28 protein-coding genes and 1 tRNA gene are annotated in these 26,077 nt (G+C 57.1%); 21 read left to right on the top strand and 8 right to left on the bottom strand.

Features of this window, described 5'->3' with window-relative positions; genetic code table 11:
* Positions 1-552 carry an isochorismatase family protein gene (locus SSARUM_RS00280; protein WP_033636578.1) on the bottom strand — a complete coding sequence of 184 codons (552 nt, stop codon included), beginning with the start codon at positions 550-552 and terminating at the stop codon, positions 1-3.
* A 100-nt stretch (positions 553-652) separates the two neighbouring features.
* On the bottom strand, positions 653-2,041 hold the full coding sequence (locus tag SSARUM_RS00285) for an amidohydrolase family protein (protein ID WP_060431262.1): 1,389 nt from the start codon (positions 2,039-2,041) through the stop codon (positions 653-655).
* A 206-nt stretch (positions 2,042-2,247) separates the two neighbouring features.
* Between SSARUM_RS00285 and SSARUM_RS00290 the strand changes: the two genes are divergently transcribed.
* Both SSARUM_RS00290 and SSARUM_RS00295 read left to right on the top strand, forming a co-directional pair.
* Positions 2,248-2,868 (top strand): nucleotidyltransferase domain-containing protein, encoded by a 621-nt coding sequence (locus tag SSARUM_RS00290; RefSeq protein WP_049213614.1) that lies wholly within the window; start codon positions 2,248-2,250, stop codon positions 2,866-2,868.
* Entirely contained in the window at positions 2,819-3,259 is a 441-nt protein-coding gene (locus tag SSARUM_RS00295) for a hypothetical protein (RefSeq protein WP_039568213.1), read from the top strand. Before SSARUM_RS00290 ends, SSARUM_RS00295 begins: the two co-directional genes overlap by 50 nt.
* A 6-nt stretch (positions 3,260-3,265) precedes the next feature.
* Here SSARUM_RS00295 and SSARUM_RS00300 read toward each other — a convergent pair whose 3' ends face one another.
* Positions 3,266-4,120 carry a LysR family transcriptional regulator gene (locus SSARUM_RS00300; protein WP_033649519.1) on the bottom strand — a complete coding sequence of 285 codons (855 nt, stop codon included), beginning with the start codon at positions 4,118-4,120 and terminating at the stop codon, positions 3,266-3,268.
* A 210-nt stretch (positions 4,121-4,330) separates the two neighbouring features.
* Between SSARUM_RS00300 and SSARUM_RS00305 the strand changes: the two genes are divergently transcribed.
* The 6 genes from SSARUM_RS00305 (at position 4,331) to SSARUM_RS00330 (ending at position 9,963) form a co-directional block, all read left to right on the top strand.
* Complete coding sequence (locus tag SSARUM_RS00305) at positions 4,331-5,449, top strand: cyanate transporter (protein ID WP_282494951.1); 1,119 nt, start codon at positions 4,331-4,333, stop codon at positions 5,447-5,449.
* A 75-nt stretch (positions 5,450-5,524) separates the two neighbouring features.
* Complete coding sequence (locus SSARUM_RS00310; protein WP_039568210.1) at positions 5,525-6,868, top strand: esterase-like activity of phytase family protein; 1,344 nt, start codon at positions 5,525-5,527, stop codon at positions 6,866-6,868.
* A 100-nt stretch (positions 6,869-6,968) separates the two neighbouring features.
* A tRNA-Sec gene (locus SSARUM_RS00315) sits at positions 6,969-7,063 on the top strand.
* 162 nt (positions 7,064-7,225) lie between these two features.
* On the top strand, positions 7,226-8,395 hold the full coding sequence (locus tag SSARUM_RS00320; protein ID WP_033649517.1) for a tyrosine-type recombinase/integrase: 1,170 nt from the start codon (positions 7,226-7,228) through the stop codon (positions 8,393-8,395).
* A gap of 62 nt (positions 8,396-8,457) precedes the next feature.
* Positions 8,458-9,321: an HAD family hydrolase gene (locus SSARUM_RS00325; RefSeq protein ID WP_071998171.1), complete on the top strand. Its 864-nt coding sequence runs from the start codon at positions 8,458-8,460 to the stop codon at positions 9,319-9,321.
* 3 nt (positions 9,322-9,324) lie between these two features.
* A complete protein-coding gene (locus SSARUM_RS00330; protein ID WP_072264961.1) occupies positions 9,325-9,963 on the top strand; it encodes a hypothetical protein in 639 nt (212 codons plus the stop codon).
* A gap of 265 nt (positions 9,964-10,228) precedes the next feature.
* Here the strand turns inward: SSARUM_RS00330 and SSARUM_RS00335 are convergent, their stop codons facing one another.
* Together SSARUM_RS00335 and SSARUM_RS00340 are read right to left on the bottom strand one after the other, a co-directional pair.
* Entirely contained in the window at positions 10,229-10,483 is a 255-nt protein-coding gene (locus SSARUM_RS00335) for an ogr/Delta-like zinc finger family protein (RefSeq protein ID WP_033649516.1), read from the bottom strand.
* Positions 10,480-11,205 carry a hypothetical protein gene (locus tag SSARUM_RS00340; RefSeq protein WP_047571707.1) on the bottom strand — a complete coding sequence of 242 codons (726 nt, stop codon included), beginning with the start codon at positions 11,203-11,205 and terminating at the stop codon, positions 10,480-10,482. Before SSARUM_RS00340 ends, SSARUM_RS00335 begins: the two co-directional genes overlap by 4 nt.
* 530 nt (positions 11,206-11,735) lie before the next feature.
* Here SSARUM_RS00340 and SSARUM_RS00345 point away from each other — a divergent pair.
* The 7 genes from SSARUM_RS00345 to SSARUM_RS00375 all read left to right on the top strand — a co-directional run bounded on the left by SSARUM_RS00345 (position 11,736) and on the right by SSARUM_RS00375 (position 17,580).
* The gene (locus tag SSARUM_RS00345; protein ID WP_033645095.1) at positions 11,736-11,999 is read left to right on the top strand and encodes a helix-turn-helix transcriptional regulator; all 264 of its coding nucleotides are present in this window, start codon (positions 11,736-11,738) and stop codon (positions 11,997-11,999) included.
* Positions 11,996-12,241 carry a hypothetical protein gene (locus tag SSARUM_RS00350; protein WP_060431238.1) on the top strand — a complete coding sequence of 82 codons (246 nt, stop codon included), beginning with the start codon at positions 11,996-11,998 and terminating at the stop codon, positions 12,239-12,241. Before SSARUM_RS00345 ends, SSARUM_RS00350 begins: the two co-directional genes overlap by 4 nt.
* Positions 12,242-12,246: 5 nt before the next feature.
* Positions 12,247-12,792 carry a host cell division inhibitor Icd-like protein gene (locus tag SSARUM_RS00355; protein ID WP_060431236.1) on the top strand — a complete coding sequence of 182 codons (546 nt, stop codon included), beginning with the start codon at positions 12,247-12,249 and terminating at the stop codon, positions 12,790-12,792.
* Positions 12,789-13,052: a hypothetical protein gene (locus SSARUM_RS00360; protein WP_015376559.1), complete on the top strand. Its 264-nt coding sequence runs from the start codon at positions 12,789-12,791 to the stop codon at positions 13,050-13,052. Before SSARUM_RS00355 ends, SSARUM_RS00360 begins: the two co-directional genes overlap by 4 nt.
* Positions 13,049-13,384 carry a DUF5375 family protein gene (locus SSARUM_RS00365; protein WP_060431234.1) on the top strand — a complete coding sequence of 112 codons (336 nt, stop codon included), beginning with the start codon at positions 13,049-13,051 and terminating at the stop codon, positions 13,382-13,384. The genes SSARUM_RS00360 and SSARUM_RS00365 overlap by 4 nt, the downstream gene beginning before the upstream one ends.
* An 11-nt stretch (positions 13,385-13,395) precedes the next feature.
* Positions 13,396-15,729, top strand: a complete 2,334-nt coding sequence (locus SSARUM_RS00370; RefSeq protein WP_060431232.1) for a primase-helicase zinc-binding domain-containing protein — start codon at positions 13,396-13,398, stop codon at positions 15,727-15,729.
* A 1,089-nt stretch (positions 15,730-16,818) separates the two neighbouring features.
* A complete protein-coding gene (locus SSARUM_RS00375) occupies positions 16,819-17,580 on the top strand; it encodes a WYL domain-containing protein (RefSeq protein ID WP_080281328.1) in 762 nt (253 codons plus the stop codon).
* A gap of 539 nt (positions 17,581-18,119) precedes the next feature.
* Here the strand turns inward: SSARUM_RS00375 and SSARUM_RS00380 are convergent.
* A complete protein-coding gene (locus SSARUM_RS00380) occupies positions 18,120-18,458 on the bottom strand; it encodes a colicin E1 family microcin immunity protein (protein WP_050438982.1) in 339 nt (112 codons plus the stop codon).
* 199 nt (positions 18,459-18,657) lie between these two features.
* The gene (locus tag SSARUM_RS00385) at positions 18,658-19,560 is read right to left on the bottom strand and encodes a LysR family transcriptional regulator (protein ID WP_039568343.1); all 903 of its coding nucleotides are present in this window, start codon (positions 19,558-19,560) and stop codon (positions 18,658-18,660) included.
* Between the two features lie 140 nt (positions 19,561-19,700).
* Between SSARUM_RS00385 and SSARUM_RS00390 the strand changes: the two genes are divergently transcribed.
* The 6 genes from SSARUM_RS00390 to SSARUM_RS00415 all read left to right on the top strand — a co-directional run bounded on the left by SSARUM_RS00390 (position 19,701) and on the right by SSARUM_RS00415 (position 25,566).
* The gene (locus SSARUM_RS00390; protein WP_039568208.1) at positions 19,701-21,236 is read left to right on the top strand and encodes an MFS transporter; all 1,536 of its coding nucleotides are present in this window, start codon (positions 19,701-19,703) and stop codon (positions 21,234-21,236) included.
* 41 nt (positions 21,237-21,277) lie between these two features.
* Complete coding sequence (locus SSARUM_RS00395) at positions 21,278-22,321, top strand: HlyD family secretion protein (protein ID WP_060426700.1); 1,044 nt, start codon at positions 21,278-21,280, stop codon at positions 22,319-22,321.
* A complete protein-coding gene (locus SSARUM_RS00400; RefSeq protein ID WP_033653984.1) occupies positions 22,318-23,763 on the top strand; it encodes an efflux transporter outer membrane subunit in 1,446 nt (481 codons plus the stop codon). The genes SSARUM_RS00395 and SSARUM_RS00400 overlap by 4 nt, the downstream gene beginning before the upstream one ends.
* Complete coding sequence (locus tag SSARUM_RS00405; RefSeq protein ID WP_033653985.1) at positions 23,744-24,517, top strand: siderophore-interacting protein; 774 nt, start codon at positions 23,744-23,746, stop codon at positions 24,515-24,517. Before SSARUM_RS00400 ends, SSARUM_RS00405 begins: the two co-directional genes overlap by 20 nt.
* Positions 24,518-24,538: 21 nt before the next feature.
* Positions 24,539-24,982, top strand: a complete 444-nt coding sequence (locus SSARUM_RS00410; protein ID WP_033636596.1) for a universal stress protein — start codon at positions 24,539-24,541, stop codon at positions 24,980-24,982.
* 71 nt (positions 24,983-25,053) lie between these two features.
* Positions 25,054-25,566, top strand: a complete 513-nt coding sequence (locus SSARUM_RS00415; RefSeq protein ID WP_060431229.1) for an Mpo1 family 2-hydroxy fatty acid dioxygenase — start codon at positions 25,054-25,056, stop codon at positions 25,564-25,566.
* Between the two features lie 64 nt (positions 25,567-25,630).
* Here SSARUM_RS00415 and SSARUM_RS00420 read toward each other — a convergent pair whose 3' ends face one another.
* Positions 25,631-25,801 (bottom strand): hypothetical protein, encoded by a 171-nt coding sequence (locus tag SSARUM_RS00420; RefSeq protein ID WP_162846235.1) that lies wholly within the window; start codon positions 25,799-25,801, stop codon positions 25,631-25,633.
* Between the last annotated feature and the right edge of the window lie 276 nt (positions 25,802-26,077).

Genomic DNA, 26,077 nt, shown 5'->3' on the forward strand with positions numbered 1-26,077 from the left:
TTACTCCTGTGCGAGTTGCGCCAGCGCCTCATCCACGCTGGCGATGCGGGCGAAACGATCGACCAGTACGGTTTCAGTATGCCGCTTCAGCTGCGCGGGGGTAAAGGTTTCACCGTCGGGATGACGCATCGGGAAGGTCAGCGTCGCCTCGGTGACGAAGGTCACCCGATAACCGAGATCTGACGCTACCCGGGTGGTGGTTTCGCAGCACTGCTCGGTGCGGATGCCGGAGACGATCAGGTGGTTGATATCCCGCTCGCGCAGCCAGGCGTCGAGGCCGGATTCGGTCAGCGCATTGTGTACGTGCTTATGCACGGTGATATCCGCCTGGTGGGTGAGGAACGGCAGGCGCTGCACATGGCCTGAAGCCAGCGAGAACGGCCCCTGCGGCGAAACGTGCAGCACATCGACCAGCGCTGCGCCGCGTTGTTGGCAACCCGCGATCAGGCGCGTCAGCGCCTGCTGAAACGCCGGCAGATCGTCCTCCTGCCAGAATGGACGGTGCTGGAATGATTGCTGGACATCGATGATCAATAACGCACTCTGTGACATTTTCGGCCCTCCGCCTGTGTGTGTGGCGACCATCTTGCGCCGCTCCTTACTCTGGCAGAAGGCCAAAAACGGCCATCATGATGACAACAGCGGACCGACCTTAGGCTTTGCTCACCTGGCCGGCCACCAGACGCCCCTGATGGAAGGTGGCGCTGCGCGCCGGCAGGCGGGCGACCGCCTCGGCGGAACAGCTGGCGTTGACCAGCACGAACTCGGCGGCGTCGCCGGCTTTTGGCCAGGCGCGCTGGCCCTTATCGTCCAGCGGCAACACGCCGCCGGTGGAGATGGCCATGGCGCGCGACAGGTGATACTCGTCGGAGCCACGGTACAGCTGGGCGTACAGGTTGGCCTTCTCCAGGATGTCGCCGGTGCCGAACGGCGACCAGTGGTCGATCACGCTGTCGGTGCCGGTCATCACGAACACCCCTTTCTCGCTGAGCTGCGGCAGCGGCATCATCAGGCCGCCGATCGGCACCGTGGAGGCGATGGTGATCTGCTGCGCCGCCAGCCGGGTGGCGGTTTCCGCCAGTTCGCCCGGCGTCAGCGTGGTCAGGGCGAAAGCGTGGCTGATGGTGACCTTGCCGCGCAGCGCCGGGTTTTGCTCCACGGTGGCGATCATATAGTTGATGGCGGCGACCCCGGCCGGGCTGGTCTCATGCAGGTGGATATCCACGCCTTTGCCGGTATCGAGGGCGATCTGGAACATGGCGTCCAGCGATTGCTCCATCGCGCCGTCGACGTTGGTCGGATCCAGCCCGCCGACGTACTGCACGCCCATCTGCATCGCTTCGCGCATCAGCGCATCGACTTTGGAGTGCAACAGCCCGTGCTGCGGGAAGGCGACGATTTCACAGCTGAAGTCCGCCTGGTGTTTTTCCAGCGCGCGCTGCAGGTGCTCCAGGCTTTTCAGGCCGCTGACCGGATCGATATTGCAGTGGCTGCGCGCCACGGTGCTGCCCTTGGACTGCAGCAGGGCGATCAGATTTTCCGCCCGCTGCTGCGAGGTGGGCAGCAGTTTCGGGATCAGCGTCTGCTCCAGTGCGATCATGTCCATGATGGTCTTGCCCTGGCGCGGGCGCGGCGCCTGCCACGGGCCGCTGTAGAAGGTTTTGTCCAGGTGGATGTGCATGTCGCGAAACGCCGGCAGCAGCAGCTGGCCCTGCGCCTTATAGCGGGGCACGCCGGCGGGCAACGCGGCGTTGGCGGCGTGAATGGCGGCGATCTTGCCGTCTTTGATCTCCAGCGTGTACAGCGCGGTGCGGGTGCCGATCACCGTCTCGCCGTCGTATTCAAAGCCGTCTTCCAGCCGCACCTCGCTCAGGCAGTAGTGGCGATCGGTCAGGGTCATCGGTGCCGGTGCGCACTGCCCGTCGCCCGGTGACGCGGCCTGCGCCATGCCGCCGGTCAGGCCGATCACCGCGCAGGCGGTGGTGAGTTTGCCGGTTTGGCTGAGGAAGGCTCTGCGGCCCGGTTGTTGAGGGTTTTCCACGTTCGGTTCCTTAATCCAGAGGTGAGGGGTGAAAACATCCCCCAATTTAGGAGAGGAACCGGCCGGTTGGCAGCGACATTTGCCACTGGTGACTATTCGATTTGGTAATGATCGGCGTCTGCTGGTGGGTTGGTTCTCCTGGCTTGCTCTTTCGCAGCTTTAATGGCTACATTTGTAGTCATTAAAGCTACATTGAGGCCAGCGTGATGCACGATCCGATGCTCGAATTACTGTTCAGCGAATACCGTAGAAAAGTGCTAAGCCTGCTGTTTATTGAAGTCGGGCAGGCGTTTCATGTGCGAGAAATTGCGCGGCGCACCGCAACTCAGGCCGGGACTTTACATAAAGAGTTGAGCAGGCTGGCTGAAGGCGGCATCTTGCTCAGGCAGCGGCAGGGCAACCAAATTTGCTATCAGGCTAACGCCGATTGCCTGATTTTTCCCGAGTTGGCGGCGATTTTCCGCAAGGCTTGCGGGCCGGCTGCGCGCTTACGGCAGGTACTGACTGGATTTGGGGAAGACATCGAACGGGCTTTCATCTTTGGTTCCGTCGCCAGTGGCAAAGCGACGGCGGCCAGTGATATTGATGTTCTGATCGTCGGTAAACTGTCTTTTGCGGAGGTGATTCAGGCGGTTTATCCGCTGCAGGAGACGCTGGGTCGGGAAATTAACCCCAAACTTTACTCGCCGGAAGAGTGGCGAGCGGCTTTGGCCGAGAACTCCGCGTTTATTCAGGACATTATGGATAAACCCCAACTTTGGATTGTGGGAGACAAGGATGACGCTGGACAATCTGGTCGGGCTGGGACTGGAGGTGATAACGCCTGACGCGGGGGCGATCAAAAAATTGCTGGCCGCCGCCGCGCGCAACCGACGCGATGCGGGTATCACTCAGCTCAGCAATGAGAGCCGTTTCGACACGGCATATAAGGCGGTCATGCAAATGGCTAATGCCGCTTTACAAGCCAAAGGATACCGCACGCTGACCAGCAAGCCCGGCCATCACCAGATCATGATCCAATCGTTGCCGCTCACCGTAGGGCTGCCGCGCGAGGCAATGATCTGCCTGGACGCATTGCGAAAGCAGCGCAACGTGGCGGATTACTCCGGCGACTTGGTGACGGACGCGGCGGTACAGGCTTGCCTTGAGCAGACAGAGGCGCTGTGGGGGCGGCTTATCGACTGGCTGCAACGTGAATATCCGCAGATAGTGGCGTAAGCGGCCTCACTTCAACCCGCAAAACACCGCCAGCCGCTGGGCCAGCGACAGCGTGGCGGCGGGGGCGCCGTCGCGGTAGTAGAGCGCCAGTTCGAAGTTGTCTATCGGCGGCAATCCTTCGGCTTCGCCCAGCACCCGATGCGTCGGCAGACGGCAGCCGGCCGGCAACAGGGTGACGCCCAGCCCGGCGGCGGAAGCGGCGGTCAGCGCCGCCAGGCTGGCGCTGCTGTAGCCGATGCGCCAGCGTTTGCCGAGGTTGTCCAGCGCCTGGCACAGCTCGTCGCGGTACAGGCCGCTGAGCGGAAATACCGCCAGCGGCACCGGCGATTGCTCTATGGCCGGGAAGGCCAGGCTGTCCAACCACAGCAGCGGTTCCGGCCGCGCGGCGCGCGGCGGTTGCCGGCGGCGCTGCTTCACCAGGATCAGATCCAGCTCTTCACGCGCGTAGGCGCTGTGCAGATCGGCGCTCAGGCCGCTGGCGACGTCCAGCCGCAGGTGCGGGTGCTCGCGGCTGAAGTCGGCCAGCAGCTCGGTGGTGGGCACGGCGAAATCCTCCGGCATGCCGATCCGCAGCACGCCGTCGCGCCAGATGCCGGTCAGCGCGTCGTGGGCCTCTTCATTCAGCGCGATGATGCGGCGCGCGTAGCTCAACAGCTTGACGCCTTCTTCGGTCAGCAGCACCTGATGCGAGGAGCGCTCAAACAGCGGCTTGCCCAGCATCTCTTCCAGCCGGCGCACCTGCTGGCTAACGGTGGACTGCGATAAAAACACCCGCTCTGCGGCGCGGGTGAAGCTGTTGCTGTCGCATACGGCGACGAAGCTGAGCAGCAGCTGCGGATTGAACATCGGGTAGCGATTCATTTTCCCACTGTTGGCTATTTTATTATTTAATTTCCCAATACTAGCGGCGTTGCCTACAGTAACGCAACGCTGCGGCGATCGCGCTGTGACGCCGCACTCTTCATTTTGCAATACCAGGAATATACCGTGTTAAATCATTCTGTTAATTCACCTTCTTCGCGCCGCTGGTTCAATCCCCTGTTGCTGGCGCTGGTGTTGATCGGCTTGAACATGCGGCCGCTGTTGACCTCGATTGGCCCGTTGCTGCCGACGCTGCGCCAGGCTACCGGGCTGAGCTTTGGCGGCGCGGCGCTGCTGACCACGCTGCCGGTGCTGATGATGGGCCTGATGGCGTTGGCGGGTGGCGCCATCAACCGGCTGTTCAGCGAACGTAGCGCCGTGGCGTTGAGCCTGTTGGCGATTGGGTCGGGCGCACTTTGGCGCGAGCTGGCCCCCGGCAGCGTGCAGCTGCTGATGAGCGCGGTGCTGGGCGGGCTCGGCATCGGGGTAATCCAGGCGGTGATGCCCGGTATCATCAAGCATCATTTCCTCAACAGCATGGCGCTGGTGGCCGGGCTGTGGTCGGCGGCGCTGATGGGCGGCGGCGGGCTGGGCGCGGCGATCACTCCGTGGCTGATGAGTGCGGGGCACGACTGGCACAGCGCGCTGGCCTGGTGGGCGTTACCGGCGCTGGTGGCGCTGCTGGCCTGGTGGCCGGTCAGTCGCGGGCTGTCGCGCCTGGGCGCGGCGGGAGAAAACCGTGGGCCAAGCCTGCTGCGCAACCGGCGCGCCTGGCTGCTCGGCGCCTATTTCGGCCTGATCAACGGCGGCTATACCAGCCTGATCGCCTGGCTGCCACCGTATTACATGCAGCTCGGTTGGCAGCCGCAGGCCAGCGGTTCGCTGCTGGCGCTGATGACCTTCGGCCAGGTGGTGGGCGCGCTGCTGTTGCCGGCGCTGGCGCGCAATCATGACCGGAGGCCGCTGCTGCTGCTGGCGCTGATGATGCAACTGATCGGCTTTATCGGCCTGATTTACCTGCCGCAGACGCTGCCGTGGCTGTGGGTGTTGGTTTCTGGGCTGGGGCTGGGCGGCGCGTTCCCGCTGTGCCTGGTGCTGGCGCTCGATCACCTGCACCAGCCGGCGGCGGCGGCCGGGCGGCTGGTGGCCTTTATGCAGGGCGTCGGCTTCCTGCTGGCGGGCGTGACACCCTACCTCTCCGGCCTGCTGCGCGACTACAGCGGTGGCTTCGTGCTGGACTGGCAGATCCACGCGCTGCTGGTGGTGGTGCTGATCGCCATCACCTGGCGCTTCCACCCGCACAGCTACCGGCGGGCGTTCGCCGAATAATATTTCTGTCATTGCCGCTCCCTATAGTGACGTTGCTTTTACTTCTGGGCGATAACAACGAAAAGGGACAATGACATGCACAACACCAAAACCCGGCTGGCGCTGCTGGTCGGCTGCATGGCGCTGAGCGCCAACCTGTGGGCCGAGGCGCAGCCGGTACCGGCGACGCTGGCGGGGCATGCGCTGCTGCCGGTGAAATCCACCGTTTCCACGCCGAAGGACGCGCCGAGCGATCTGCAGCTGAGCGGTAAGTACACCAGTGGCAAACGCGTCACCGAGCTGGGCAGCGTGGCGGGCAAATCCGCCGATCGCCTGACCGGCCTCGGCCTGCCGATCGAAGGCCAGCCGCTGCAGGGCCACTCAGGCATCAAACACATGCCCGACGGCACCTACTGGGTGCTGACCGACAACGGCTTCGGCAGCAAGGCCAACTCGCCGGACGCCATGCTGTATCTCAACCACTACAAGATCGATTTCAAAGACGGCACGGTCGCGCCGCTGAAGACGGTTTTCCTGCACGATCCGGATAAAAAGGTGCCGTTCCACATCATCAACGAGAGCACCGAGCAGCGTTATCTGACCGGCAGCGATTTCGATCCGGAAAGCTTCCAGTTTGCCGACGATGCCTTGTGGATCGGTGAAGAATTCGGGCCTTACCTGATCAAGGCCGACCTGAACGGCAAAGTGCTGGCGGTGTTCGACACCCAGGTGGACGGCAAGGTGGTGAAATCGCCGGACAACCCGACGCTAACCCTGCCGGGCGCGCCGGACGGCAAGCAGAACTTCCAGGTGGCGCGCTCCAAAGGCTTTGAAGGCATGGCCGCCTCGCCGGACGGCAGCAAGCTGTACCCGCTGCTGGAAGGGGCGCTGTGGGACGGCGAGCAGTTCGAGAACGTCGGCGGCAAACGCTATCTGCGGGTGCTGGAGTTCGACGTGAAACAGCAGGCCTGGACCGGCCGCAGCTGGCAGTACGTGCTGGAAGACAACCAGAATGCCATCGGCGACTTCAATATGATCGACGCCACCCACGGGCTGGTGATCGAGCGCGACAACGGCGAAGGCACGCCGGATAAAGCCTGCGCCGCAGGCGCGCCGACCGACAACTGCTTCAGCCAGGTGGCCAAGTTCAAGCGGGTGTATAAAATCGCCTTCTCGGACGCCAACGTCGGCAAACCGGTCGACAAACTGGCCTATATCGACCTGATGAACATCCAGGATCCGAACAAGCTGGCGCGCAAGCCGCTGAACGACGGCGTGCTGACCTTCCCGTTCTTCACCATTGAGAACGTGGACGTGGTGGACGCCAACCACATCATCGTCGGTAACGACAACAACTTCCCGTTCTCCTCCAGCCGCCAACCCAATATGGCGGATGACAACGAGTTCATCCTGCTGGACGTGAAGGATTTCCTGAAGTAGTTCTCCTTGGCCGCCGAATCGCCGGCGGCCGCACGATTTCCCGCTTAGCGCAGCGAACAAACTGCGCTATAATCAGCGCCTTGCTTCCTCTCTTCTCCAAGGAAGATCCTCGTCCCCGGTGGGGCGGCCGGACTTCAAATCCGGTTGGGGCCGCCAGCGGTCCTGGGCAGGTTCGACTCCTGTGATCTTCCGCCAAAGCTTGTCCGGGTAGTTCCTGAAAAGTCCATTAAAATGCATAAAATCAATTGATTATATGTTTTTCTTGTCCGCTGGAGTCCGTGTATAACCGCCTGAATCCGAGATAAATGTGTATAATGGTGCGTATAACATTTTTATACACAGAATCCACTTATACACATGCTCCTAACTGACATACAAATTCGACGTTCCAAACCGCAGGAAAAACCCTACACCCTCAACGACGGCCAAGGCCTGTCCCTTCTTATCAATACTGATGGGAGTAAAGGTTGGCGTTTTCGCTATCGCTATGCCGGAAAAGCCAAGCTGATGTCCTTTGGCACCTATCCCTTGGTAACGCTGGCAGACGCGCGAGAAAAGCGTGGGGAGGCCCGTAAGCAGGTTGCGAATGGCATTGATCCAGTAGCCGAGAAAAAGGCGCAAAAGCTCGCTCAGAAGCTTTCTGTCGAGAACTCCTTCGAAGCGATTAGTCGTGAATGGCACACGAACAAGGCTGACCGGTGGACTCTGGCGTACAGAGAAGAAATCATGCGCACCTTTGAGCAGGATGTGTTTCCGTATATTGGTCAACGCCCCATTGCCGAAATTAAGCCGTTAGAGCTGCTGGAAGTGCTGCGGCGCATTGAGAAGCGTGGGGCATTGGAGAAAACCCGTAAGGTACGCCAGCGCTGCGGAGAGGTCTTCCGCTACGCAATTATTACCGGCAGAGCGGAGTACAACCCAGCACCAGATCTCGCCAGCGCGTTAGCCGTGCCCAAGCAAAAGCACCACCCATACCTTTCGGCTGAAGAGCTGCCTTACTTTGTTAAGGACTTGGAAGGATATACCGGCAGTATTATCACTAAGAATGCAGCTAAGATCGTTATGTTGACTGGAGTCCGCACGCAAGAAATGCGTTTTGCAACGTGGGAAGAGATCGATCTTGAGCGTGCCATCTGGGAGATCCCCGCTGAACGCATGAAAATGCGCCGCCCGCACATTGTACCGCTCTCTACGCAGGTGGTTGAACTGTTTAAACAGCTGCAACCGATCACTGGTCACTATCCTTACATTTTCATTGGACGAAACAACCGCAGAAAGCCTATAAGTAAGGAAAGTGTGAATCAGGTTATAGAGTTGCTGGGATATAAGGGGCGTGCCACCGGTCACGGTTTCAGGCATACAATGTCTACTATCCTGCATGAACATGGGTTTGATTCTGCATGGATTGAGATGCAACTTGCTCATGTGGATAAAAATGGTATTCGAGGAACATATAACCATGCCCTATATTTTGAAAAAAGAAAAATAATGATGCAATGGTTTAGCGATTATATATATGGAACATAAATATAGAATGTCATAATAAAATGCTATATACTGTATTTAACTCCATGCTATATGAGGTTGAAATGAAAAAGACAGTACTTATAACAGATTTGGATAATACACTATTCGATTGGTTTAGTGTTTGGTACCATAGTTTCAACGCGATGTTAAATAAAGTCGTCGAGATTTCTGGATTCCCTAAAGAGGATTTGATTTCTCAGATAAGACCTATCCATCAAAAATATGGCACCGCTGAATATTCTTTCATATTAGAAAGCATCCCTTTGTTAAAAGAAAAATATGGTCATCGAGATTCTATCAATTCAGCGATGGATGATGCTATTCATTCTTTTAGAAGTGAGCGGAAAAAATATCTCAAACTCTATCCAACTGTTTTAGAAACTCTAAAAACTCTTAAGGATAAGGGGTGTTACATTGTGGCTTACACTGAATCAAAAGCATATTATTCTAATTTTCGACTAACTCGATTAGGCTTGGATGGATTAATTGATGTTCTTTTTTCGCCTGAGGATCACGAAATTCCTGATGGAGAGACAAAACAAGGAAAGTATGATCTAATTCATACAAAGCAAAAATTTACACCTATTGATGAAATTAAGCCTAACCCTCAGCTTCTTCTAGATATTATCGACTCAATAGGAGCGAAGCCTGAGGAGTGTGTTTACATTGGTGATAGTGAAATGAAAGATATTGAAATGGCCCAGAAAGCAAATGTATCTGATGTTTTTGCAAGTTATGGAGTTGGTCATTTTGAAGATAATAAAGAAGGGTATGAATTACTCCGCGCAGTGACCCATTGGACCGATGCTGATGTAGAGCGAGAGAGAAAAATAAAAGAAAATGCGCTTGGTGCAAAGCCAACCTATGTCGCAAAACAATTTTCAGATATTTTATGTTTTTTTGATTTTACTAAATTTAAAGGTTAATAAATGAATGATCTCGAAATTAGCCGCCATGAAGAAATAATTAAGCTCGAAAAACTAAAGCTAAAAGTTGACGTTTGGAAAACTGTCATTGATGTCCAGAAACACTTTAACGATCTGGAAATGAAAGTTAGAAATTTCGGAATATTAATACTTTCAGCTTTTATAGGGGCGATTGGTGTTAGTTTTAACTCCGATTCTACCTTTACTTTTTTGGGGGGTAATTATTCTGTAGCAGTTATTCTTGCTCTAGGGGCTTCAGTAGTATGGATGCTATTTTATTTTGTTGATGTCTATTGGTACCATCCTTTGCTTCTTGGGGCAGTTAAGAAAGGCCTCGATATTGAAAGTGAAATTTCTCTCGAGATCCCTAATATAAATCTAACAAAAACGATTGGTGATAAAAGTCCTAAAAATATTCTTTGTTGGAAAAACATGCATAGTACAGGGAAAGCGAATTTATTCTACTTTGGTGTTTTGTTTGTCCTGCTTTCCTCAGCTATTTCTCTTGTGTGTTTTAAATCTCCAGATAAATCAAATCAATTAAATAACCTAAAGTTTGAGGCATCTTGCATAAGGAATGATAATTATAACGGTGTTAGTTGCATCATTGCATCTCCATCGGATGCCATTAGGCTAAAATAGCCCATTGACCACATGCGCGCAATGCTATCCCCGCCTCGCCTGCGCGCTTCATGTGCCACTTTTCATGCAGTTGCATGAACGGCCGTAGGCCGCGCCAGTACTGGTGCTGGCGGGGATGAAAAGTGCATTTTCTTGCATGCAAAATCATGCACCCTATGCATGCACGCGCAATTTGAGGCTGGCTAGCCAGGAAAAAGGCTGTTTTGGGCGAGGTGGGAGAGGGAATGCCCCGCGATGCTGTCGAGAGTGGCGGGGCGGAGTGTGATTAGTGCAGGGTATGATTGCTGTTGTAGCGGCGATAACGGTTCAGCGTCCGTTTCTCCGGTGGTGGCAAGGTGTTCTCATCGACCGGTTGCGCCTGTATCGGCTGGCACAGGATTTTATCGACGCTTTCCACCGTCTTGAATGTGCAAGAACAGGTCAGGCTCTGACATTGGTAATACGCCTCTTTTGTCCGTTCCGTGATATAGCGACTGGTGCGAGTATAGGACGCATGGGTGCACAGCGGGCAGCGCATCATGATTGGGCCCCTTTCTCTTGCAGCAGACGGCGTTTTTCCGCCAGTTCTCTTGCCACTTGCGTCCGGCGAATTGGGCTGCTTTGCAGTTCCGGCAATACGCCGGTTTCTTGCGGTATCGTCAGGCCAATCTCATTAAGCACCGGGTGGTCGATATTTTGCGTAGCCATGGTAGCGCGAATGCGGCCTTGTAGGGCGCCCTGTACCTGTAGCTCAATCATCCTCATCGGATTGTCCGCATAGACGCCGTAAGCCCGTGAAGCCAGTGCACACGCCTTGATAACGTCAGGGCTGATTAGCGCCTTGCTCAGCGCATCCACGGCCTGATGCATCGCGTGAGCTGCAAAGGTCGTGAGGGCGTCTTTGTGCGCGCTCACCACCTTCGGGGCTGTGCCGCCGCAGTTGAGGTGAAGCTGCATTTTGTCCAGCTCCATCTCCTCAATCAGTCCGTCGAACTCTTTCGCCAGCTCCCGCTTGGAAATCCGGCTGTGGTGTTGCGCTTGCAGTTCCGGCGTCATTTCTCCGCGCAGTTTGCGAAACAGGGTGCGCCACTGGCTTTCTGCCTCCTGGCTCTGCACTTCGGTGTCTTTCTTCTGTTGGTGGCAGCGGGCAATGCCTGTCACGACGTCGGTCAACGCCTGATAGTTTTTGTCGTGGGCGGCGCGAGCGTCACGCAGGGCTTGCAGTTTATCGGTGATGTATTTCGGTAAGGCGGTGGTGCTCATGGTCGTGTCTCCGGTGTCAGTCAATGTGAAGCTATTCTGCTGACCGCCGTACAACATCGCCATTCATCCCGGTTGGACTGTCCCCAGGACAACAGCCTTGAGCACTGATGACAAAACCATCAAGCCATTTTTAGTTTTACCTATAACTATTCACTACTGTTCACCTAAATAAAAAATATATATAAATCAGTAAATAATAGGGTGAACAGTTTTCTATAAACTCTTCACCCGGTGTTCACCACTGTTCACCCGGCCCACAACGACCTTTTCCCTGGCTAGCAGTGGTTAGTCTGTTTATACCTATTTATTAGCAATAAATTCATTGTTGAAAACTATGGAGTAATGTTGAGGAAGGGTGAGGAGTGGTGAGGATTGCTGAGCTATTATAATTTGTTGTTTTTATGAGCATTTCTTAATGAGCCACACAACAACGCCTTGTTGCCACTCCGGTAAATATTCACATAATAGGGCGCTACCGAAGTTCACACAGTCCCGGCCAGCGTTAGCCGGACACAAAGAGATAGCGTTTTATGTTGACCGTTTCCACCCCCACCCCATCCACCCCGTCGCCGGTTATTCCTGGCAGTTACACCCCGCGCGAACGCTTTATCCGCCTGCCGGAAGTGCTCTACACCACCGGTCTATCCCGCTCCACCGTGTACGAGATGATGAGCCGCCGGCAGTTCCCGGCCCAGGTCTCCCTCGGCGGTAAAAACGTCGCCTGGCTGGCCTCCGAGGTCGAGCAGTGGATGGACGAACGTATCGCTAACCGTCACCAGGGGGCCGCCGCATGATGCAGCTAACCTTGGGTCGCCAGCATTTCACCCTTGATGAGCGTGACGCGTTGTTTGTGGCGGAAGCTATCCTGTTGCAGCGTAAAGAGCCTGGCGTCGTCTTGCCGGAGCACCGCAGTGAAAAACACGGCGTTATTTGTCTGGCGAGTCGCCAGGCCGAGCCGCGTCTGTTCCGTGCCGGGCCGGTGCCGCTGACCTGCGCGGCTGCTGATACCCGCAACGACCAACTGACGGACTGTTGATCACTATGCGATCGATTGAACGTCCGGGGGCGTCTTACGGCTTGCCCCCACGTCCGGCTCTGAGCTATAGTCCCTCCGCTGTCGCAAAATCGGCAGCCGGGCGTAGGAACCCGTGTTACTTATTGGCGACACAACACGCGCCAGGCGTGTTTTTTTATGTCGTGGCCTTAGTGCGCTCATTTTTTGCGCGGTGGATGTTATGCTATCGCAGCAGTCAATCAATGGTGGCTCAGGCGGGGCAGCCTTCGGGCTGGCCGGTTTCCAATAAGGCCGGTATTCCTACCCCCGTCTGGGCTACCACCCATAAGTGTAGGAACTTCGGTGGTAGCAATAACCAATACTTATTGGAGGCTGCCACCATGGCTACGACCCTCACCCCAACTCACCCGACATTCTGCTTTTTGTTTGCGGCCGTACGCCGGTCTGCGCTGACGGCCTCACCGCGTATCGTGCGCACCGTGGCAGATAGCGAACGCAACGCCCGCCGCCTGCTGGCCCGTGATTACGTGTTGTCCTTTGCCGGTCGTCTGCCGGTTAAGGCGGTGGCATGAACACCCTGGCCGACCGTTACTACCGCGATACTCATTACCCTATCCCGCATGCCGATTTTCTGCGTCTCCAGCATGCGCACGCCACCGGCGTGCTGTTCCTTGACCTGCTGGATACCCTTGACCTCGGCGGGCAGCGCCCCGATGCCGTGCAACAGGCATCCTTTGCCTCGGTCATTGCCTTGCTGACTGACCAGCTCGGCCACGTCGTCAACACCTGTGAATCCCAAATTCTTGCCCGCATGGAGGCCACCGCCGCATGAACACTGCATCCTGTTTACCGATTGAAGTCCGTACCGCCGTTTTCCGCCGCGCCGTGGCGCAGGCCTATCTGGATACCTGCGCCTTTTACCGGGTGAGCCTCGGGTACACGCTGGACGAGCTGCAGATGACGATTGCCCTGCGTCTGGAGGGGCATTTTGTGCGTCAGTACGGCGCAGAGGACGGCATGGACATGGCGTGCACCCTGCTGAGCGACATGGTGCAGCCGGACGTTCTGGTGGCTGCGCCGCGCCTGACCGCGCTGGGGCAAAAGATGATGGACGAACTGTGCTGCGAGCGCCTGTCGGCGGCACAGCACGCCACCGTACACTGAGGAGAGAAAGGATGAGCGCCCACTTCGTTTCCCAGACCGTACGCACCGCCACCGGCCACTGGCCGGTGATACTCCCGGCCCTCGGCATCGCCTTGCAGCCGAACGGCAAGCCGCAGCCGTGTCCAACCTGCGGTGGCAAAGACCGCTTCCGTTTCGACAACCAGGACGGGCGCGGCACCTGGTTCTGCAATCAGTGCGGGGCCGGTGACGGCCTCAACCTGGTAGAAAAAGCCCTGTCGCTGTCAGCAAAGGCCGCCGCCGAACAGGTGGCTGCCGTGATGGGAGAAAACACCAACGGCCTGCCACCGGCCGCTGAGACTGGTCATTCAACGAAAGATAAGGCCGAGTCTCAGTGCAAGGCCGCGCGACAGGCACAGGCTCTGGTGGCTGCCGCTCAACGTCAGACCGGCAATGCCTACCTGAGCGCCAAAGGCTGGCCGGAGGCAGAAACCCTGACCTTGCAGGGCCAACCGCTGCGCGTTGGCGGTATCACCTTCCACCCCGGCGACCTGCTGTTGCCGCTGCACAATGCCGGGGGCGAGGTGGTTAACGTGCAGTTGATTAACGCCCACGGTGATAAACGCATGCTGGCAGGCGGGCAGATGAAAGCCGCCTGCCACACCCTCAGTGGGCCGGACAACGCGGTTATCTGGCTCACCGAAGGCTACGCCACCGGCCTCACCGTGCATCGCCTGACCGGTGAGACGGTGTGCGTCGCGCTGAGCGCCAACAACCTAGCGGCGGTGGCGCAGCAGCTGCGCAGCCATTACCCGGATGCGCGGTTGCTGCTGGCGGCCGATAATGACCGAAACGGCACCGGACAGACCCGCGCTGCCGAGGCGGCCACCCTCACCGGCGGTGTCCCGGCACTGCCGCCCTTGGAAGGAGACTGGAACGACGTTTATGGCCGGGAAGGGGCCGAGGCCACGCGCACCCAGCTACAGGCATTCAGCCAACCGCCGCAGCCGAGCCCGTTCGACACGCTGAGCGATGCTGACCTGAAAGCCATGAGCGCCAGCGAGAAGGCCGAACTGCTGGCCGAGCACTACGGCAACACCTTGGCCGTGCCACCGGTGGGGGAAGAGCTGTGCCGCTATACGCGCGGCGCCTGGCAGGTGCTGCCACAGCGACAGCTGAGCCGGGAAATTGCCGCGCTGTTCCAGAAGGTGCGCGCGCCGTTCTCCGCCGCCGGTATCAACAGCATTTTGGACCCCCTCAAGCTGATGGTGCCGCAAATGGGCGACCCGGTTCGCCGGTTGATAGGTTTTCGTAACGGGGTGTTTGATACCGTCAGCGGGCAGTTCAGCGCCCACCGCCAAGAGCACTGGCTGCGCACCGTCAACAGCGTGGACTACACCCCGCCGCGCGACGGGGAAAACTTGGCCGACCATGCGCCGCACTTCTGGCAGTGGCTGACGCGAGCCGCCGGATGCAACCACGACAAGCAGGAGCGCATTCTCGCGGCACTCTTTATGGTACTGGCCAACCGTTACGACTGGCAGTTGTTCCTCGAAGTGACCGGCCCCGGCGGCAGCGGCAAGAGCGTGATGGCGGCCATCGCCCGGCTGTTGGCCGGTGCCGATAACACCACCTCGGCCACCATTGACAACCTGGAGTCGGCGCGCGAACGTGCCAGCGTGGTCGGCTTCTCGCTGATAATTCTGCCCGACCAGGAAAAGTGGAGCGGTGACGGGGCGGGCATCAAGGCCATCACCGGCGGCGATGCGGTCGCCATCGACCCCAAATACCGCGACGCCTACGCGGCGCACATCCCGGCGGTGATTTTGGCGGTCAACAACAACCCGATGCAGTTCAGCGACCGCAGCGGCGGCATCTCGCGCCGCCGCGTTATTCTGCCGTTCCCGGAAGCTATCGCCCCCGAAGAGCGCGACCCGTTGCTATTGGCGAAGATCACCGAAGAGCTGGCCGTGATTGTGCGTCACCTGATGCAACGTTTCGCCAACCCGAATGACGCCCGCGTACTGCTTCAGGCGCAGCAGAGTTCGGCGGAAGCTCTGGAAATCAAACGGCATGCCGATCCGCTGGTCGATTTTTGTGGTTACCTGACGGTGCTCGGCACCCCGGAAGGGATGATGATCGGCAATGCCAACATCACCCCACCGAACCCGCGCCGCTATCTGTACCACGCCTACCTGTCGTTTATGGCCGCACGGGGGTATCAGCACGTGATGAACCTGACGGCGTTCGGCCAGGCGGTGCCGCAGACGCTGAAAGAGTATGAGCATACGCTGCTCAAACGCCGCACCAAGCAGGGAATACAAACCAACCTGATATTGAGCGAAGAGTGCGAAGCGGACTGGCTGCCTAAGTGCGGGGCGGTGTGACGGTGAGCGGGTCGATCGGCCGAGCCGATCAATAGGCCATTATTGATCTGCCGAACCCATTGGACGCTCAATCGCCGCGCCGCCTATAGTGGCAGTGACCCGAATACATGCAGCAACACCAGGGCATCCTATCGGCCGCTGAACGGCCAATATCATAACGACAAGCGCTCCCCAAACCGGCTCAGGCCGGTTTTTTTAAGCACTACGATCATTAAAATGTGATATTTCAACTGATTGATAAGTAAATAAATTGTTTTAAATGGATAGCTGGTATTTCGATGAGGTGCATGAAAAGTTCTTGATAGGAAAAAGGGGAGTGAAACCTCCCCTTTAATGGTCTATCAAGCGGCGTGCGGTAGTGAACGCCAGTGTGCGCATACATACTCTAAACGTCCTAAGCGACGGCGTACGTAAGAGCACACATGTACAACTTTTTGTTGATTCATATGAATCCCTCTATTGCATTAAGGAGGGATCTCTGGATATATAGGGGCCAGAAGAGTATAATCTTCGCGTCTTATCAAAGGTCATGCTCTGGGATTGAGACCTCCCGTGTAGCATCCTCGCTTGTTTAATATTCCACTATTAACCAAGCTCTAGCCCCAAGGATAGCCATTTTCGTTCCACCGATAATGGCTATTTTTCTTTGCGAACTCCTTTAAACGGAGTCCCATCCGATTTCACATCGATGAATCGTCCTGTATCAGTATCTCGCTTAACCCAATGACCCGAGGGGGTTTGGCACTGGCTGCGATCCCGTACCGCACCAATTCGATGTCCATCACCATATGGTTTGTTGACTGCCATGATATGTCCTTCCTATGTGCGTGGCATTATTGCCGATTGTCAGTATACCAACGGCGCAGAATTGATCAAGCATTAATCGAATCAAAATGATCTCATAAATGGAACAAAAACGATCTGATGTGTGTCATAATGTCTACATGTAGTGTTTTCTATTGATTTTTTCACCAAGAGGGTGTGGCGATTATGAACCCGATATCTAGTTTTATACCCCATGGCCGTGACAGGCTGAAATACATAGAGTTTTCACTCATCTTTAAAGGGGAGGTGTCAAGAGCGAACCTCATGGATACATTTGGTATCAAAGAGGCGTCTGCTACAAGAGATCTGAATCAATACATTGAGTTAACTAATGAAAAGAACAGTTTTTTTGATAAAAAGTCTAAAAAACATGTAATTAGAGATGAAACTTTCTCTCCACACTTTGAGCTTACTGACATAGACGCACTTTGCTGGTTAAAGGCGGAGAAAGTTGATAAGAGTGAACAGTATTATACTTACAGATGCCAAAGGATAAATTTGCCTTCGCAAAGAGAGTTTGCTCCAATTACTAGAGCGATCACGCAGAAATCGAAGGTGGAGATTGAATATCTATCGGTTGATAATGGTATTTCTAAAAGAATTATTACACCACACAGTCTTTTTGATGATGGGTTAAAGATATATATAAGAGCATTTGATAGCAATAGAAAGAAATTCTTAAACTTTTCACCATCAAGAGTGGTTTCCTCTAAACTACTTGACTCAAAGCTAGGTGAAGGCGAAAAAATTGAGGATGATGAAAAGTGGAATTTATTCATTGAGTTAGATATTGTTCCTCATCCAGGTATAAAGGTGAAAGAGACAATAGAATATGAATATAAAATGATTAGAGGAATGCTAAAAATAAAAGTAAGAGAGGCAACGGCTGGGTTTTTTCTGAGGTCATGGAATGTTGATTGTTCTCCTGACGCTACGCTTTCCCCCAAAGTGTATCATTTGCATTTAAATAATGTTAAAAATTTTGAGGGGTCTGAAATGCTATTTATTGCCCCAACATCTTGGTGAGTTATAATATTTACGCTATACTCACGGCGATAAAGTATACTCGCTGATATGATAAAAATATTTAAAACCGGCTCTGTCCGGTTTTTTTTGTGCCTGAGGTTCAGACTGTTCACCCTGTAGGTGAACAGTTGTGTACACTGAGAAGGTAGCTATACACTCGCTAATGCATTGAAATTAAAATAGAAAACAAAAAAGTGTATAGGGTGAACAGTTTTGCGATAAATCTTTTTTGTAAGTGGAGTAAGCGCCGGTATTGGCTGTAATTTAAACAACTCTGAATGTAGCGGTAACAAGTATGTATATGTGTGTGTATACTATGGCTGGGTGATGCATAATTATTTTATTTAAAAAAGTGACTTGCGTTGCTTTTAGTGCTCCTGTGATCTTCCGCCAATCAATATCTCCCAATCTCCCCTGTGATTGTCGGCTCCGGTAGGGGTAATTTACTCCTCTCATTTTGTGATAGTGCGGCTTGTGTGGGTAGAAGAAACGTTCATGAAGAAGGACTACGAGGCGGTAAGCCTTGACGTAAAAACCGCTTACGCGGCCTTTTTATTTCTGAGGAACAGGGCAAGCAGATACAGGGCGCCCAGCGGCACGGCCATGACATAACAGAATGCATAATACAGGATCAGCACGCCATTTTTGCCTATGGTATCGGCGAACAGTCCGCGGTGCCAAAATTCTTCACTCGTGAACCGCAGGGCGGCCGTTTCAATGCCTTTTTTAGCACAGGGATACAGTAAAAAGCTCAGAATGGAGAGGATCAACGAAAGTGCGATATTCACCATGTCCTGGAAAGAATAGATGTAATAAAGCGCGGTAAAAAAATAGGCCGCTCCCCACACCTGACTTTTCCAATAATACGCTTTGGTCATTTGTGCCTCCCTGGGCATGAGTTCCTTTCTGTTTCGTGCTTGGCGAAATGGAATACCGATGCCATTGCCCGCGTCGCGCGGTTTACCCAAGACGTCTGAGTATGCGCAGGGCTTCGGCAAAATGCCATGTTACCGGCTTATCTGGCAGGCGTATTTGGGTTCTGCCGCGAGCGTCTTCTCTCCCCAACACCTAACCCCTTCACTCCCTTTGCAAAAAGAACTGCTTGATGGTCTGCCGCAGCCAGCGGTGCGCCGGATCGCGATCGAGGCGCGGATGCCAGGCCTGCACGATGAACACCGATTCCAGCTCGAGCGGCAGCTCGATCTCTGCTAACGGCAGGTGGATGTTGCTCACCCCCTGCAGCACGTGGCGCGGCAGCGGCAGGATAAAGTCCGATTTCATGGTCAACATCATCGCCGAATGAAAGCCCGGCAGGGTCAGGGCGACGTTGCGCTGCAGGCCGAGATCGCGCAGCGCATCGTCGATCGGCCCCTGGGTGCGCCCGCGGCGGGAGACGCTGATATGCGGGTAATGGGTCAGGGTTTCGGGCGTTACCCGGCCAATGATCGGGTGCCCCGGCCGCACCAACGCCTGAAAGGTGCTGGTGAACAGGCTCTGCGTCTTGATTTCCGGGTGCCAGTCGCGTGAGGAACCGATCACCAGATCCACCTTGCCGCTGCGCAGCGCGTCATCCTCGCCGTCGCTTTCGGCGATAAACTTCAGGCCGCTCAGCGGCGCCATGTCCCGCAGCGTCTCCAGCAAGCCGCCTGCCAGCGCGCCGATAAAAATGTCGTTGGCGCGAATGGTGAAGGTTCTGGTCAGCTTGCCGGGCTCGAAGGATTCATTCGGCGCGATCAGCGTGGCAGCCTGCTCGATGATCTCGCCGAGCTGGCGTTTCAACTCCAGCGCACGCGGCGTCGGCACCAGATGCTTACCGGCTCTGACCATGATCGGGTCGTCGAACTGCCGGCGGATGCGCCCCAGAATGCGGCTCATCGCCGGCGCGCTCAGATTCATCTTCTCGGCGGCGCCGCTCACGCTGCCTTCTTCCAGCAGCAGATTCAGCGCATAGATCAGGTTGAAATCAATTTTTTGCGGCATGGCCTCTCCGGTGGTGGTGCGCTCAATGGATTGCGTTTTGTGCAACTAGTTAATTACATCATTTCATTTTAAACAATCGAAGTAAGCCCGGATACTGCCCACGACAACAAAGATTGAGGCTGAAACAGCAGGAGTGGGGAATGGTTGAGGTGTCTGTTACGCCGCACCAAAAAAATCGATGGCTCGCCAGCGCCGGCGAAATCAACGGCCGAACCTGGCTGGGGTTGTTCGGCGTGTTTTTGGCGGTGATGGCCAGCGGCGTGGGGGAAAACGCCAGCAAGTTCGCGCTGGCGGATATACAGGGCGGCATGCTGCTGAGCTTCGATGCCGGCAGCTGGCTGACCACCTGTTATGTCACCGGCTTTGTGATCGGTTCCGGGTTTACGCCCTGTTTTTGGCCGACCTTTTCGCTGCGCCGGGTGGCGTTGACGATGTGCGGCATTTACCTGGCCGGTGGACTGCTGACGCCCTGGTTGGGAGAACAGTATGGCGTGCTGCTGGCGGTGCGCAGCCTGCAGGGCTTCGCCGGCGGCGCGTTGCCGCCGATGCTGATGACGGTGGTGTTGCGTTTTATGCCGCCGCTGATCAAGGTGCTGGGGCTGGGCGCCTATGGCTGGGTCTCCGCCTGGAGCGCCACGCTGGGCGCCACTGCCGCCGCCTTTGCCTTTCACTGGGGCTGGAGCGGTTACTTCTATTGGAACCTGCCGCTGATGGCGATCGCCGCCGTGTGCATCGGTTACGGCCTGCCGCAGGATCCGTTGCGGCTGGAGCGCCTGCGGCAGTTCAACTGGCGCGGCCTGCTGCTCGGCGGCATGGCGCTCGGCATGCTGACGATGGGCATCTCACAGGGGGAGCGCCTCGACTGGCTGAACTCACCGCTGATCTACGTTTTATTGTTGGGCGGCGGCGGATTATTGGCATTATTTCTGATGAATGAATGGTATCACCCGCTGCCCTTTTTCAATTTGCAGTTATTAAGCAAAAGGAATTTGTCCTTCTCCCTAATTACGCTGGGTGGCGTGCTGTTAATTATGGTGTCGCTGGTCAATATCACGTCGGGATATTTAGCCGCGATTCAGGGCTATCGTCAGGAACAAACCTCCGACTTAATGCTGTGGGTAGCGTTGCCGCAATTAATTACGCTGCCAATTGTCGCCATGATATGCAATACGCCGCGGGTGGATTGCCGCTGGGTGCTGGCGATCAGCCTGCTGTTGATGGCCACCGCCTGCGTGCTGGCCGCCCAGCTGACGCCGGAATGGAACGGCGACACGTTTCGCGTTATCGCGTTGTTGCAGGCGGTCGCTCAACCGATGGCGATCATCCCCCTGTTGATGCAGGCGACCGGCGGGCTGTTGCCGACCGACGGGCCGTTTGCGGCGGCCTGGTTCAACGCGGTGAAGGGTTTCGCCGCCACCGCGGCCGGCGGCGCCATCGCGCTGCTCAGCCGGCAGCGCGGGGACTATCACGCCGGCACGATCGCCGACGGTTTTGGCTCGGCCTACAGCCGCGCATCGGGGACGGCGGAGCAGCTGGCACAGCTTGCCGCTCGGCAGGGCCACGTGCTGGCCAGCGCCGATCTTTATCTGTTGGTTGCCGGCCTGGCGTTATTACTGACCGCGCTGATTTTATTTATGCCGACCCGTATTTATCCGCCGCGTTCGGTCGCCGCCTGACATTTTATCATCAGAAATAAATATTAAGTGGAGTCACTTTTATGGCTAACAAGAAAGTCGCCGTCGCCGTATTGGCGGTTACCGTTATTACGCTGGGGTTATTAATCAATAAATTCTTTATTAAAGAAACACAGCAGAATACCAACGACGCCTATATTCGCGCCGATATCTCGCGTATTTCTCCGCAGATTGCCGGTGAAATTGCGCAGGTGTTGGTCAGGGACAACCAGTGGGTCAAACAGGGTGAATTGCTGGCGGTGATCGACCCGCGTGAATTCAACGTCGCGCTGGCGCAGGCGACGGCGCAGGAGCAATCCGCCCGCGCCCGGCAGGACGACGCCAGGGCTAACCTCACCCGCCAGAGTGCGCTGATCGCCGCCGCGCAGGCGGAGCGGCAGGCGGCGCAGGCGGAGCTGGCGTTTGCGCGCCAGGAGCAGAACCGCTACCAGAGAATGGCCAGCAGCGGCGCGGGCTCCCAGCAGGCGGCGCAGCAGGCGACAACGCGGGTGCACACGCTTTCCGCCAATGTGGCGCAGGCGGAGGCGACGCTCAAAGCGGCGCGAAACATGGAGCAGGTGCTGCAAGCCAAGCTGGCGGACAGCGATGCCGAGCTGATGCTGGCGCAGGCCAAGAAAGCGATGGCCGAGCTGAACCTGTCTTACACCCGAATCACCGCGCCGATCGGCGGCGTGGTCGGCAAGAAAAGCCTGCGGGTCGGGGAGTTCGTCAAACCGGGCGATGCGCTGCTGGCCATCGTGCCGCAGGACAAGCTGTACATCATCGCCAACTACCAGGAAACCCAGCTGGAAAACATTGCGCACGGGCAGTCGGTGGACATCCATATCGATACCTTTCCCGGCCAAACGCTGAAAGGGCAGGTGGACAGCATTGCGCCGGCTTCCGGCGTCAGCTTCGCGGCCGTGGCGCCGGAGAACGCCACCGGCAACTTCACCAAGATCGTTCAGCGCATCCCGGTGAAGATCGTGTTTGATAGCAACAAGGAGCACGCCGCCTTGCTGAGCGCCCTGCGCGTCGGGATGTCCGCGGACGTCAGCATCAATACGCTGGACGGAGGCCTGCAATGAACAGAGCCGTGATCCCGCTGCTGTTGATTGCGCTGAGCGGCTGCCGGGCGGTAGGGCCGGACTACGCTCGGCCGCAGAACGCGCTGCCCAATAACTGGGGCGAGCAGGCCGGCGGCGGAGCGCTGCCGGTGGCCTGGTGGTCGATATTCAACGACGCGCCGCTGTCGCAACTGGTGCAGCGCGCGGCGGCCGGCAACCTGGATCTGCAGCTCGCCACGGCGCGCATGCAGCAAAGCCGCGCCCTGCTGGGCGTGACCGAGGCGGCGCTGATGCCGGATCTGAGTCTGGACGGCGCCTATCAGCGCCAGCGCGCCACCTCGGTGGGCAGCATGGATCCGTCCGGCAACGGCGGAGAGGCGGATTATAACCTCTGGCGCGGCGGATTCAGTGCCAGCTGGGAGCTGGACATGTGGGGCAAGCTGCGTCGCGCGTCGGAAAGCGCGCGCGCCGGCTTCGCCGCTTCGCAGGAGAATCGGCGCGCGCTGCTGACGTCGGTGACGGCGGAGGTGGCGAGCGATTATCTGCGCCTGCGCGCCACGCAGCAGCAGCTGGCGGTGGCGCAGGAAAACCGCGCCACGGCGCTACGCACGCTGCAGCTGACGCAAAGCCGTTATCAAAGCGGCGCGGGCAACGAACTGGATATCGATCAGGCGCAGGTGCAGTTGGCGCAGGTGGATGCCCTGCTGCCGACGCTGGTCGATCGGCAGGAACGCTTGATCAACGCCATCAGCCTGCTGTTGGGCGAGCGGCCGGGCGCGCTGAAAGCGATGTTGTCGCCGACGGGGCCGCTGCCGACGCTGGCGCGCGCGGTGCCGATGGGCGTGCCGTCGGATCTGGCGCTGCGCAGGCCGGATATTCGCGAAGCGGCGGCGCGTTTGCATCAGGCGACCGCCGAGATCGGCGTCGCCACCGCCGACTACTATCCGCGCATCACGCTGACCGGCAACGCGGGCTATCAGGCGCTGGCGCTGGCGGATATGGGCAGTTGGTCCACGCATACCTTCGCCATCGGCCCCACCCTGTATCTGCCGCTGTTCGACGGGGGGAAAATCACCCAGCGGGTACGCCTGAGCGAATACCGGCAGCAGGAAATGGCCATCGCCTACCAGCAAACGGTGCTGCGCGCCTGGCACGAGATCGACGACGCGCTTTCCGGCTATCGCGCCCAGCAGCGCCGCCAGACGCACTTGGCCGAGGCGCTGGCCGCCAACCGGCACGCGTTTGCGCTGGCGCGCGACAGCTATCTGAACGGCGCCAGCGATTTTATCCATGTTCTGAGCACGCAGCGTGCGCTGCTGGATCTGCAGTCCGCGCAAATTGTTTCTCAGGAGGAGACGGCGATCGCCGTGGTGAATATCTATCGAGCGCTGGGCGGTGGCTGGGAACACACCTATCCGTCTGCGGCGCCACAGGAGAAGGCTGATGCACAACACGCTGAATAAAATTGTCGATGAGATGCTGGAAAGGGACACCCGCCGCAAACGGGAGGCCCGGGTGAGCGCCGTGCGGCAAGTCACCGCCCGGATCCGCCGCATCACGTTGAGCGGCGACGATGTGGATAAGTTTATCGCCGATCCGCGCGCGCAGGAACCGGCCAGCTGGGTCAAGGTGTTCTTCCCGTGGCGCGACACGCTGGCCGGACGGGCTTACACCCTGAGCGGCATCGACAAACTCGCCCGCACCTTCGATATCGACATGGTGCTGCACGGCGAAGGCCCGGCGTCGAACTGGGCGCGTGACGCGATGCCGGGCGACAAGCTGGGGTTCGCCGGCCCTTGCTCCGGCGGCTTTCGTCTGTTGCCGCAAACCCGCTGGCTGCTGTTGCTGGGCGATGAGACCGCGCTGCCCGCCATGCGCACCATCCTCGCCTCGCTGTCTGCCCCGTTGCCGGTGCTGTGGTTCGCCGAAGTGGGCGATGCGCAGGAGATTCAGGACGTCGATTACTCCTTTTTGCAGGTGAACAGCTGGCAAATCCGCACCCGACATTTCGACAGTGTGATGAACAGCCCGCTGGTGCAGGCCGTCAGCCATTGCGAGCTGCCGCCCGGCGAAGGGCAGGTGTGGCTGGCCTGCGAACACCAGGTCGCCGCCTATCTGAAGGCGCGCTTTATCAACGAAATGGGCATTTCCCGCGCTGCGCTGTTTGCCAAGGGTTATTGGAAAAAGGGCGAAGCCAACTTCAAGGGTGCGATTTAACTCGGGCGAATGAGGGTTGTTATGATTGAGAGAGTGTTATTGGCGGTGGACTGTTTTGAACACAGCGGCAATGCCCTGGATTTTATGGCGCGTCTGCAAGGCAGCATCGGCGGCGTGATCGTACTGACGGTGGTAGACAATGCCTTCACGCTCAGCCGCAGCGGCCTGCGTTTCGACAGCGACGAGCGCGAGGAATATCCCGCCGCCCAGCGCGAAGAGGCACTGGCGGAAAAGCAGGTCGGGCAGGTGACGCGGGCGCTGAAACAGATGGGCTTCAACGCCCAGGGGCTGCTGGCCGCCGGGGCGCCCATCGAGGTGATCCCGGAACAAATGGCGCTGTTTAACTGCGATTTGCTGATCATCTCGCACCGCCACCTGTCTTCGTTGGGGCGCTGGTTGAACGCCTCCGTCACGCGCGGCCTGCTGGATGAGATTGGCCAACCGGTATTGGTGATCCCGCGCTAAGCTATGGGTAAGGGCAGCCGCATGCGGCTGCGCGCGTTCGGCGACGAAGGCCGTACATACCGGAGGTCAACATGCGAAGCCTGGAAGATCAACTTGCCGCTTATGCCGCCTACCACCGCGATGCGCGCAATATCGCCACGCATTTTATCGGCATCCCGCTGATCGTCGTCAGCCTGCTGGCGCTGCTCTCCCGGCCGGCGTGGGGGGCGGGAGGGCTGCCGTTTTCACCGGCCTGCGCGGTGGTTATCGTCGCGGCCCTCTATTACCTGCGGCTGAGCCTGCGCCTTGGCATCATGATGCTGGCGTTGCTGCTGCTGTGCCTCGTGTTCGGCGCCTGGGTGGCGTCGCTGTCGACGGCGGCGTGGCTGAGCATCGGCATCGGCGGTTTCGTCATCGGCTGGCTGTTTCAGTTTGTCGGGCACTTCTGGGAGGGGAGAAAACCGGCGTTTATGGACGACGTGACGGGCCTTATCATCGGCCCGCTGTTCGTGCTGGCGGAAGCCTGCTTCCTGGCCGGCGGGCTGCGCGAACTGCAACGGAACATCGAAATGCGTGCGGGCAAAGTGCGCAATGCAAAGCGCTAAACGAGGCGATTCCGATAGTCAGATGAAGAGCCTCTTTCAAAGAAAGAGGCTGAATGGGTTCAGATTAGGCGTGTTGGATCAATTTCCAGGTGACGCCTTTGCCGCCATAGGGGGGCATGATATTGCCTTTGGCGATTGGCGCTGTGGTTGAGGGTTTGCCAACCACTTCCCAGACACCGCTTTCCGGGCATTTCTGTCCTGTTGAGGCGGTAGTACCAATAGGTGACTTAGACATACGATCTTTCCTTAATCAAAGCGGCGCCACCATAGCGCCGGGCATAAAGATATTTACATGTTCGCTTATATATTCAACCCATAGGGGAGAATATGGAAGATAGGCATATTTTCTCTTTCTTATTTGGATTCTTTGACTTTTTTATTTACGTTTTTAATTTTTAAATATCAACCCATTTATCATTTTAATCTATGAATTGTAATTATTTTTGAATTTAATTGTTTTGGAGGCTATCTGTAAAATGCTTTCAATTTCATTATGTTAGTTTGTTTTTGT

Source organism: Serratia sarumanii (genome assembly GCF_029962605.1).
Taxonomy (GTDB): domain Bacteria; phylum Pseudomonadota; class Gammaproteobacteria; order Enterobacterales; family Enterobacteriaceae; genus Serratia; species Serratia sarumanii.

Bases quoted from the DNA above. Each gene is read 5' to 3' on its own strand.
- SSARUM_RS00280 (WP_033636578.1), bottom strand. From the start codon at position 552: ATGTCACAGAGTGCGTTATTGATCATCGATGTCCAGCAATCATTCCAG.
- SSARUM_RS00290 (WP_049213614.1), top strand. From the start codon at position 2,248: ATGCACGATCCGATGCTCGAATTACTGTTCAGCGAATACCGTAGAAAA.
- SSARUM_RS00295 (WP_039568213.1), top strand. From the start codon at position 2,819: ATGACGCTGGACAATCTGGTCGGGCTGGGACTGGAGGTGATAACGCCT.
- SSARUM_RS00300 (WP_033649519.1), bottom strand. From the start codon at position 4,120: ATGAATCGCTACCCGATGTTCAATCCGCAGCTGCTGCTCAGCTTCGTC.
- SSARUM_RS00305 (WP_282494951.1), top strand. From the start codon at position 4,331: ATGCGGCCGCTGTTGACCTCGATTGGCCCGTTGCTGCCGACGCTGCGC.
- SSARUM_RS00310 (WP_039568210.1), top strand. From the start codon at position 5,525: ATGCACAACACCAAAACCCGGCTGGCGCTGCTGGTCGGCTGCATGGCG.
- SSARUM_RS00320 (WP_033649517.1), top strand. From the start codon at position 7,226: ATGCTCCTAACTGACATACAAATTCGACGTTCCAAACCGCAGGAAAAA.
- SSARUM_RS00325 (WP_071998171.1), top strand. From the start codon at position 8,458: ATGAAAAAGACAGTACTTATAACAGATTTGGATAATACACTATTCGAT.
- SSARUM_RS00330 (WP_072264961.1), top strand. From the start codon at position 9,325: ATGAATGATCTCGAAATTAGCCGCCATGAAGAAATAATTAAGCTCGAA.
- SSARUM_RS00335 (WP_033649516.1), bottom strand. From the start codon at position 10,483: ATGATGCGCTGCCCGCTGTGCACCCATGCGTCCTATACTCGCACCAGT.
- SSARUM_RS00340 (WP_047571707.1), bottom strand. From the start codon at position 11,205: ATGAGCACCACCGCCTTACCGAAATACATCACCGATAAACTGCAAGCC.
- SSARUM_RS00345 (WP_033645095.1), top strand. From the start codon at position 11,736: ATGTTGACCGTTTCCACCCCCACCCCATCCACCCCGTCGCCGGTTATT.
- SSARUM_RS00350 (WP_060431238.1), top strand. From the start codon at position 11,996: ATGATGCAGCTAACCTTGGGTCGCCAGCATTTCACCCTTGATGAGCGT.
- SSARUM_RS00355 (WP_060431236.1), top strand. From the start codon at position 12,247: ATGCGATCGATTGAACGTCCGGGGGCGTCTTACGGCTTGCCCCCACGT.
- SSARUM_RS00360 (WP_015376559.1), top strand. From the start codon at position 12,789: ATGAACACCCTGGCCGACCGTTACTACCGCGATACTCATTACCCTATC.
- SSARUM_RS00365 (WP_060431234.1), top strand. From the start codon at position 13,049: ATGAACACTGCATCCTGTTTACCGATTGAAGTCCGTACCGCCGTTTTC.
- SSARUM_RS00370 (WP_060431232.1), top strand. From the start codon at position 13,396: ATGAGCGCCCACTTCGTTTCCCAGACCGTACGCACCGCCACCGGCCAC.
- SSARUM_RS00375 (WP_080281328.1), top strand. From the start codon at position 16,819: ATGGATACATTTGGTATCAAAGAGGCGTCTGCTACAAGAGATCTGAAT.
- SSARUM_RS00380 (WP_050438982.1), bottom strand. From the start codon at position 18,458: ATGACCAAAGCGTATTATTGGAAAAGTCAGGTGTGGGGAGCGGCCTAT.
- SSARUM_RS00385 (WP_039568343.1), bottom strand. From the start codon at position 19,560: ATGCCGCAAAAAATTGATTTCAACCTGATCTATGCGCTGAATCTGCTG.
- SSARUM_RS00390 (WP_039568208.1), top strand. From the start codon at position 19,701: ATGGTTGAGGTGTCTGTTACGCCGCACCAAAAAAATCGATGGCTCGCC.
- SSARUM_RS00395 (WP_060426700.1), top strand. From the start codon at position 21,278: ATGGCTAACAAGAAAGTCGCCGTCGCCGTATTGGCGGTTACCGTTATT.
- SSARUM_RS00400 (WP_033653984.1), top strand. From the start codon at position 22,318: ATGAACAGAGCCGTGATCCCGCTGCTGTTGATTGCGCTGAGCGGCTGC.
- SSARUM_RS00405 (WP_033653985.1), top strand. From the start codon at position 23,744: ATGCACAACACGCTGAATAAAATTGTCGATGAGATGCTGGAAAGGGAC.
- SSARUM_RS00410 (WP_033636596.1), top strand. From the start codon at position 24,539: ATGATTGAGAGAGTGTTATTGGCGGTGGACTGTTTTGAACACAGCGGC.
- SSARUM_RS00415 (WP_060431229.1), top strand. From the start codon at position 25,054: ATGCGAAGCCTGGAAGATCAACTTGCCGCTTATGCCGCCTACCACCGC.
- SSARUM_RS00420 (WP_162846235.1), bottom strand. From the start codon at position 25,801: ATGTCTAAGTCACCTATTGGTACTACCGCCTCAACAGGACAGAAATGC.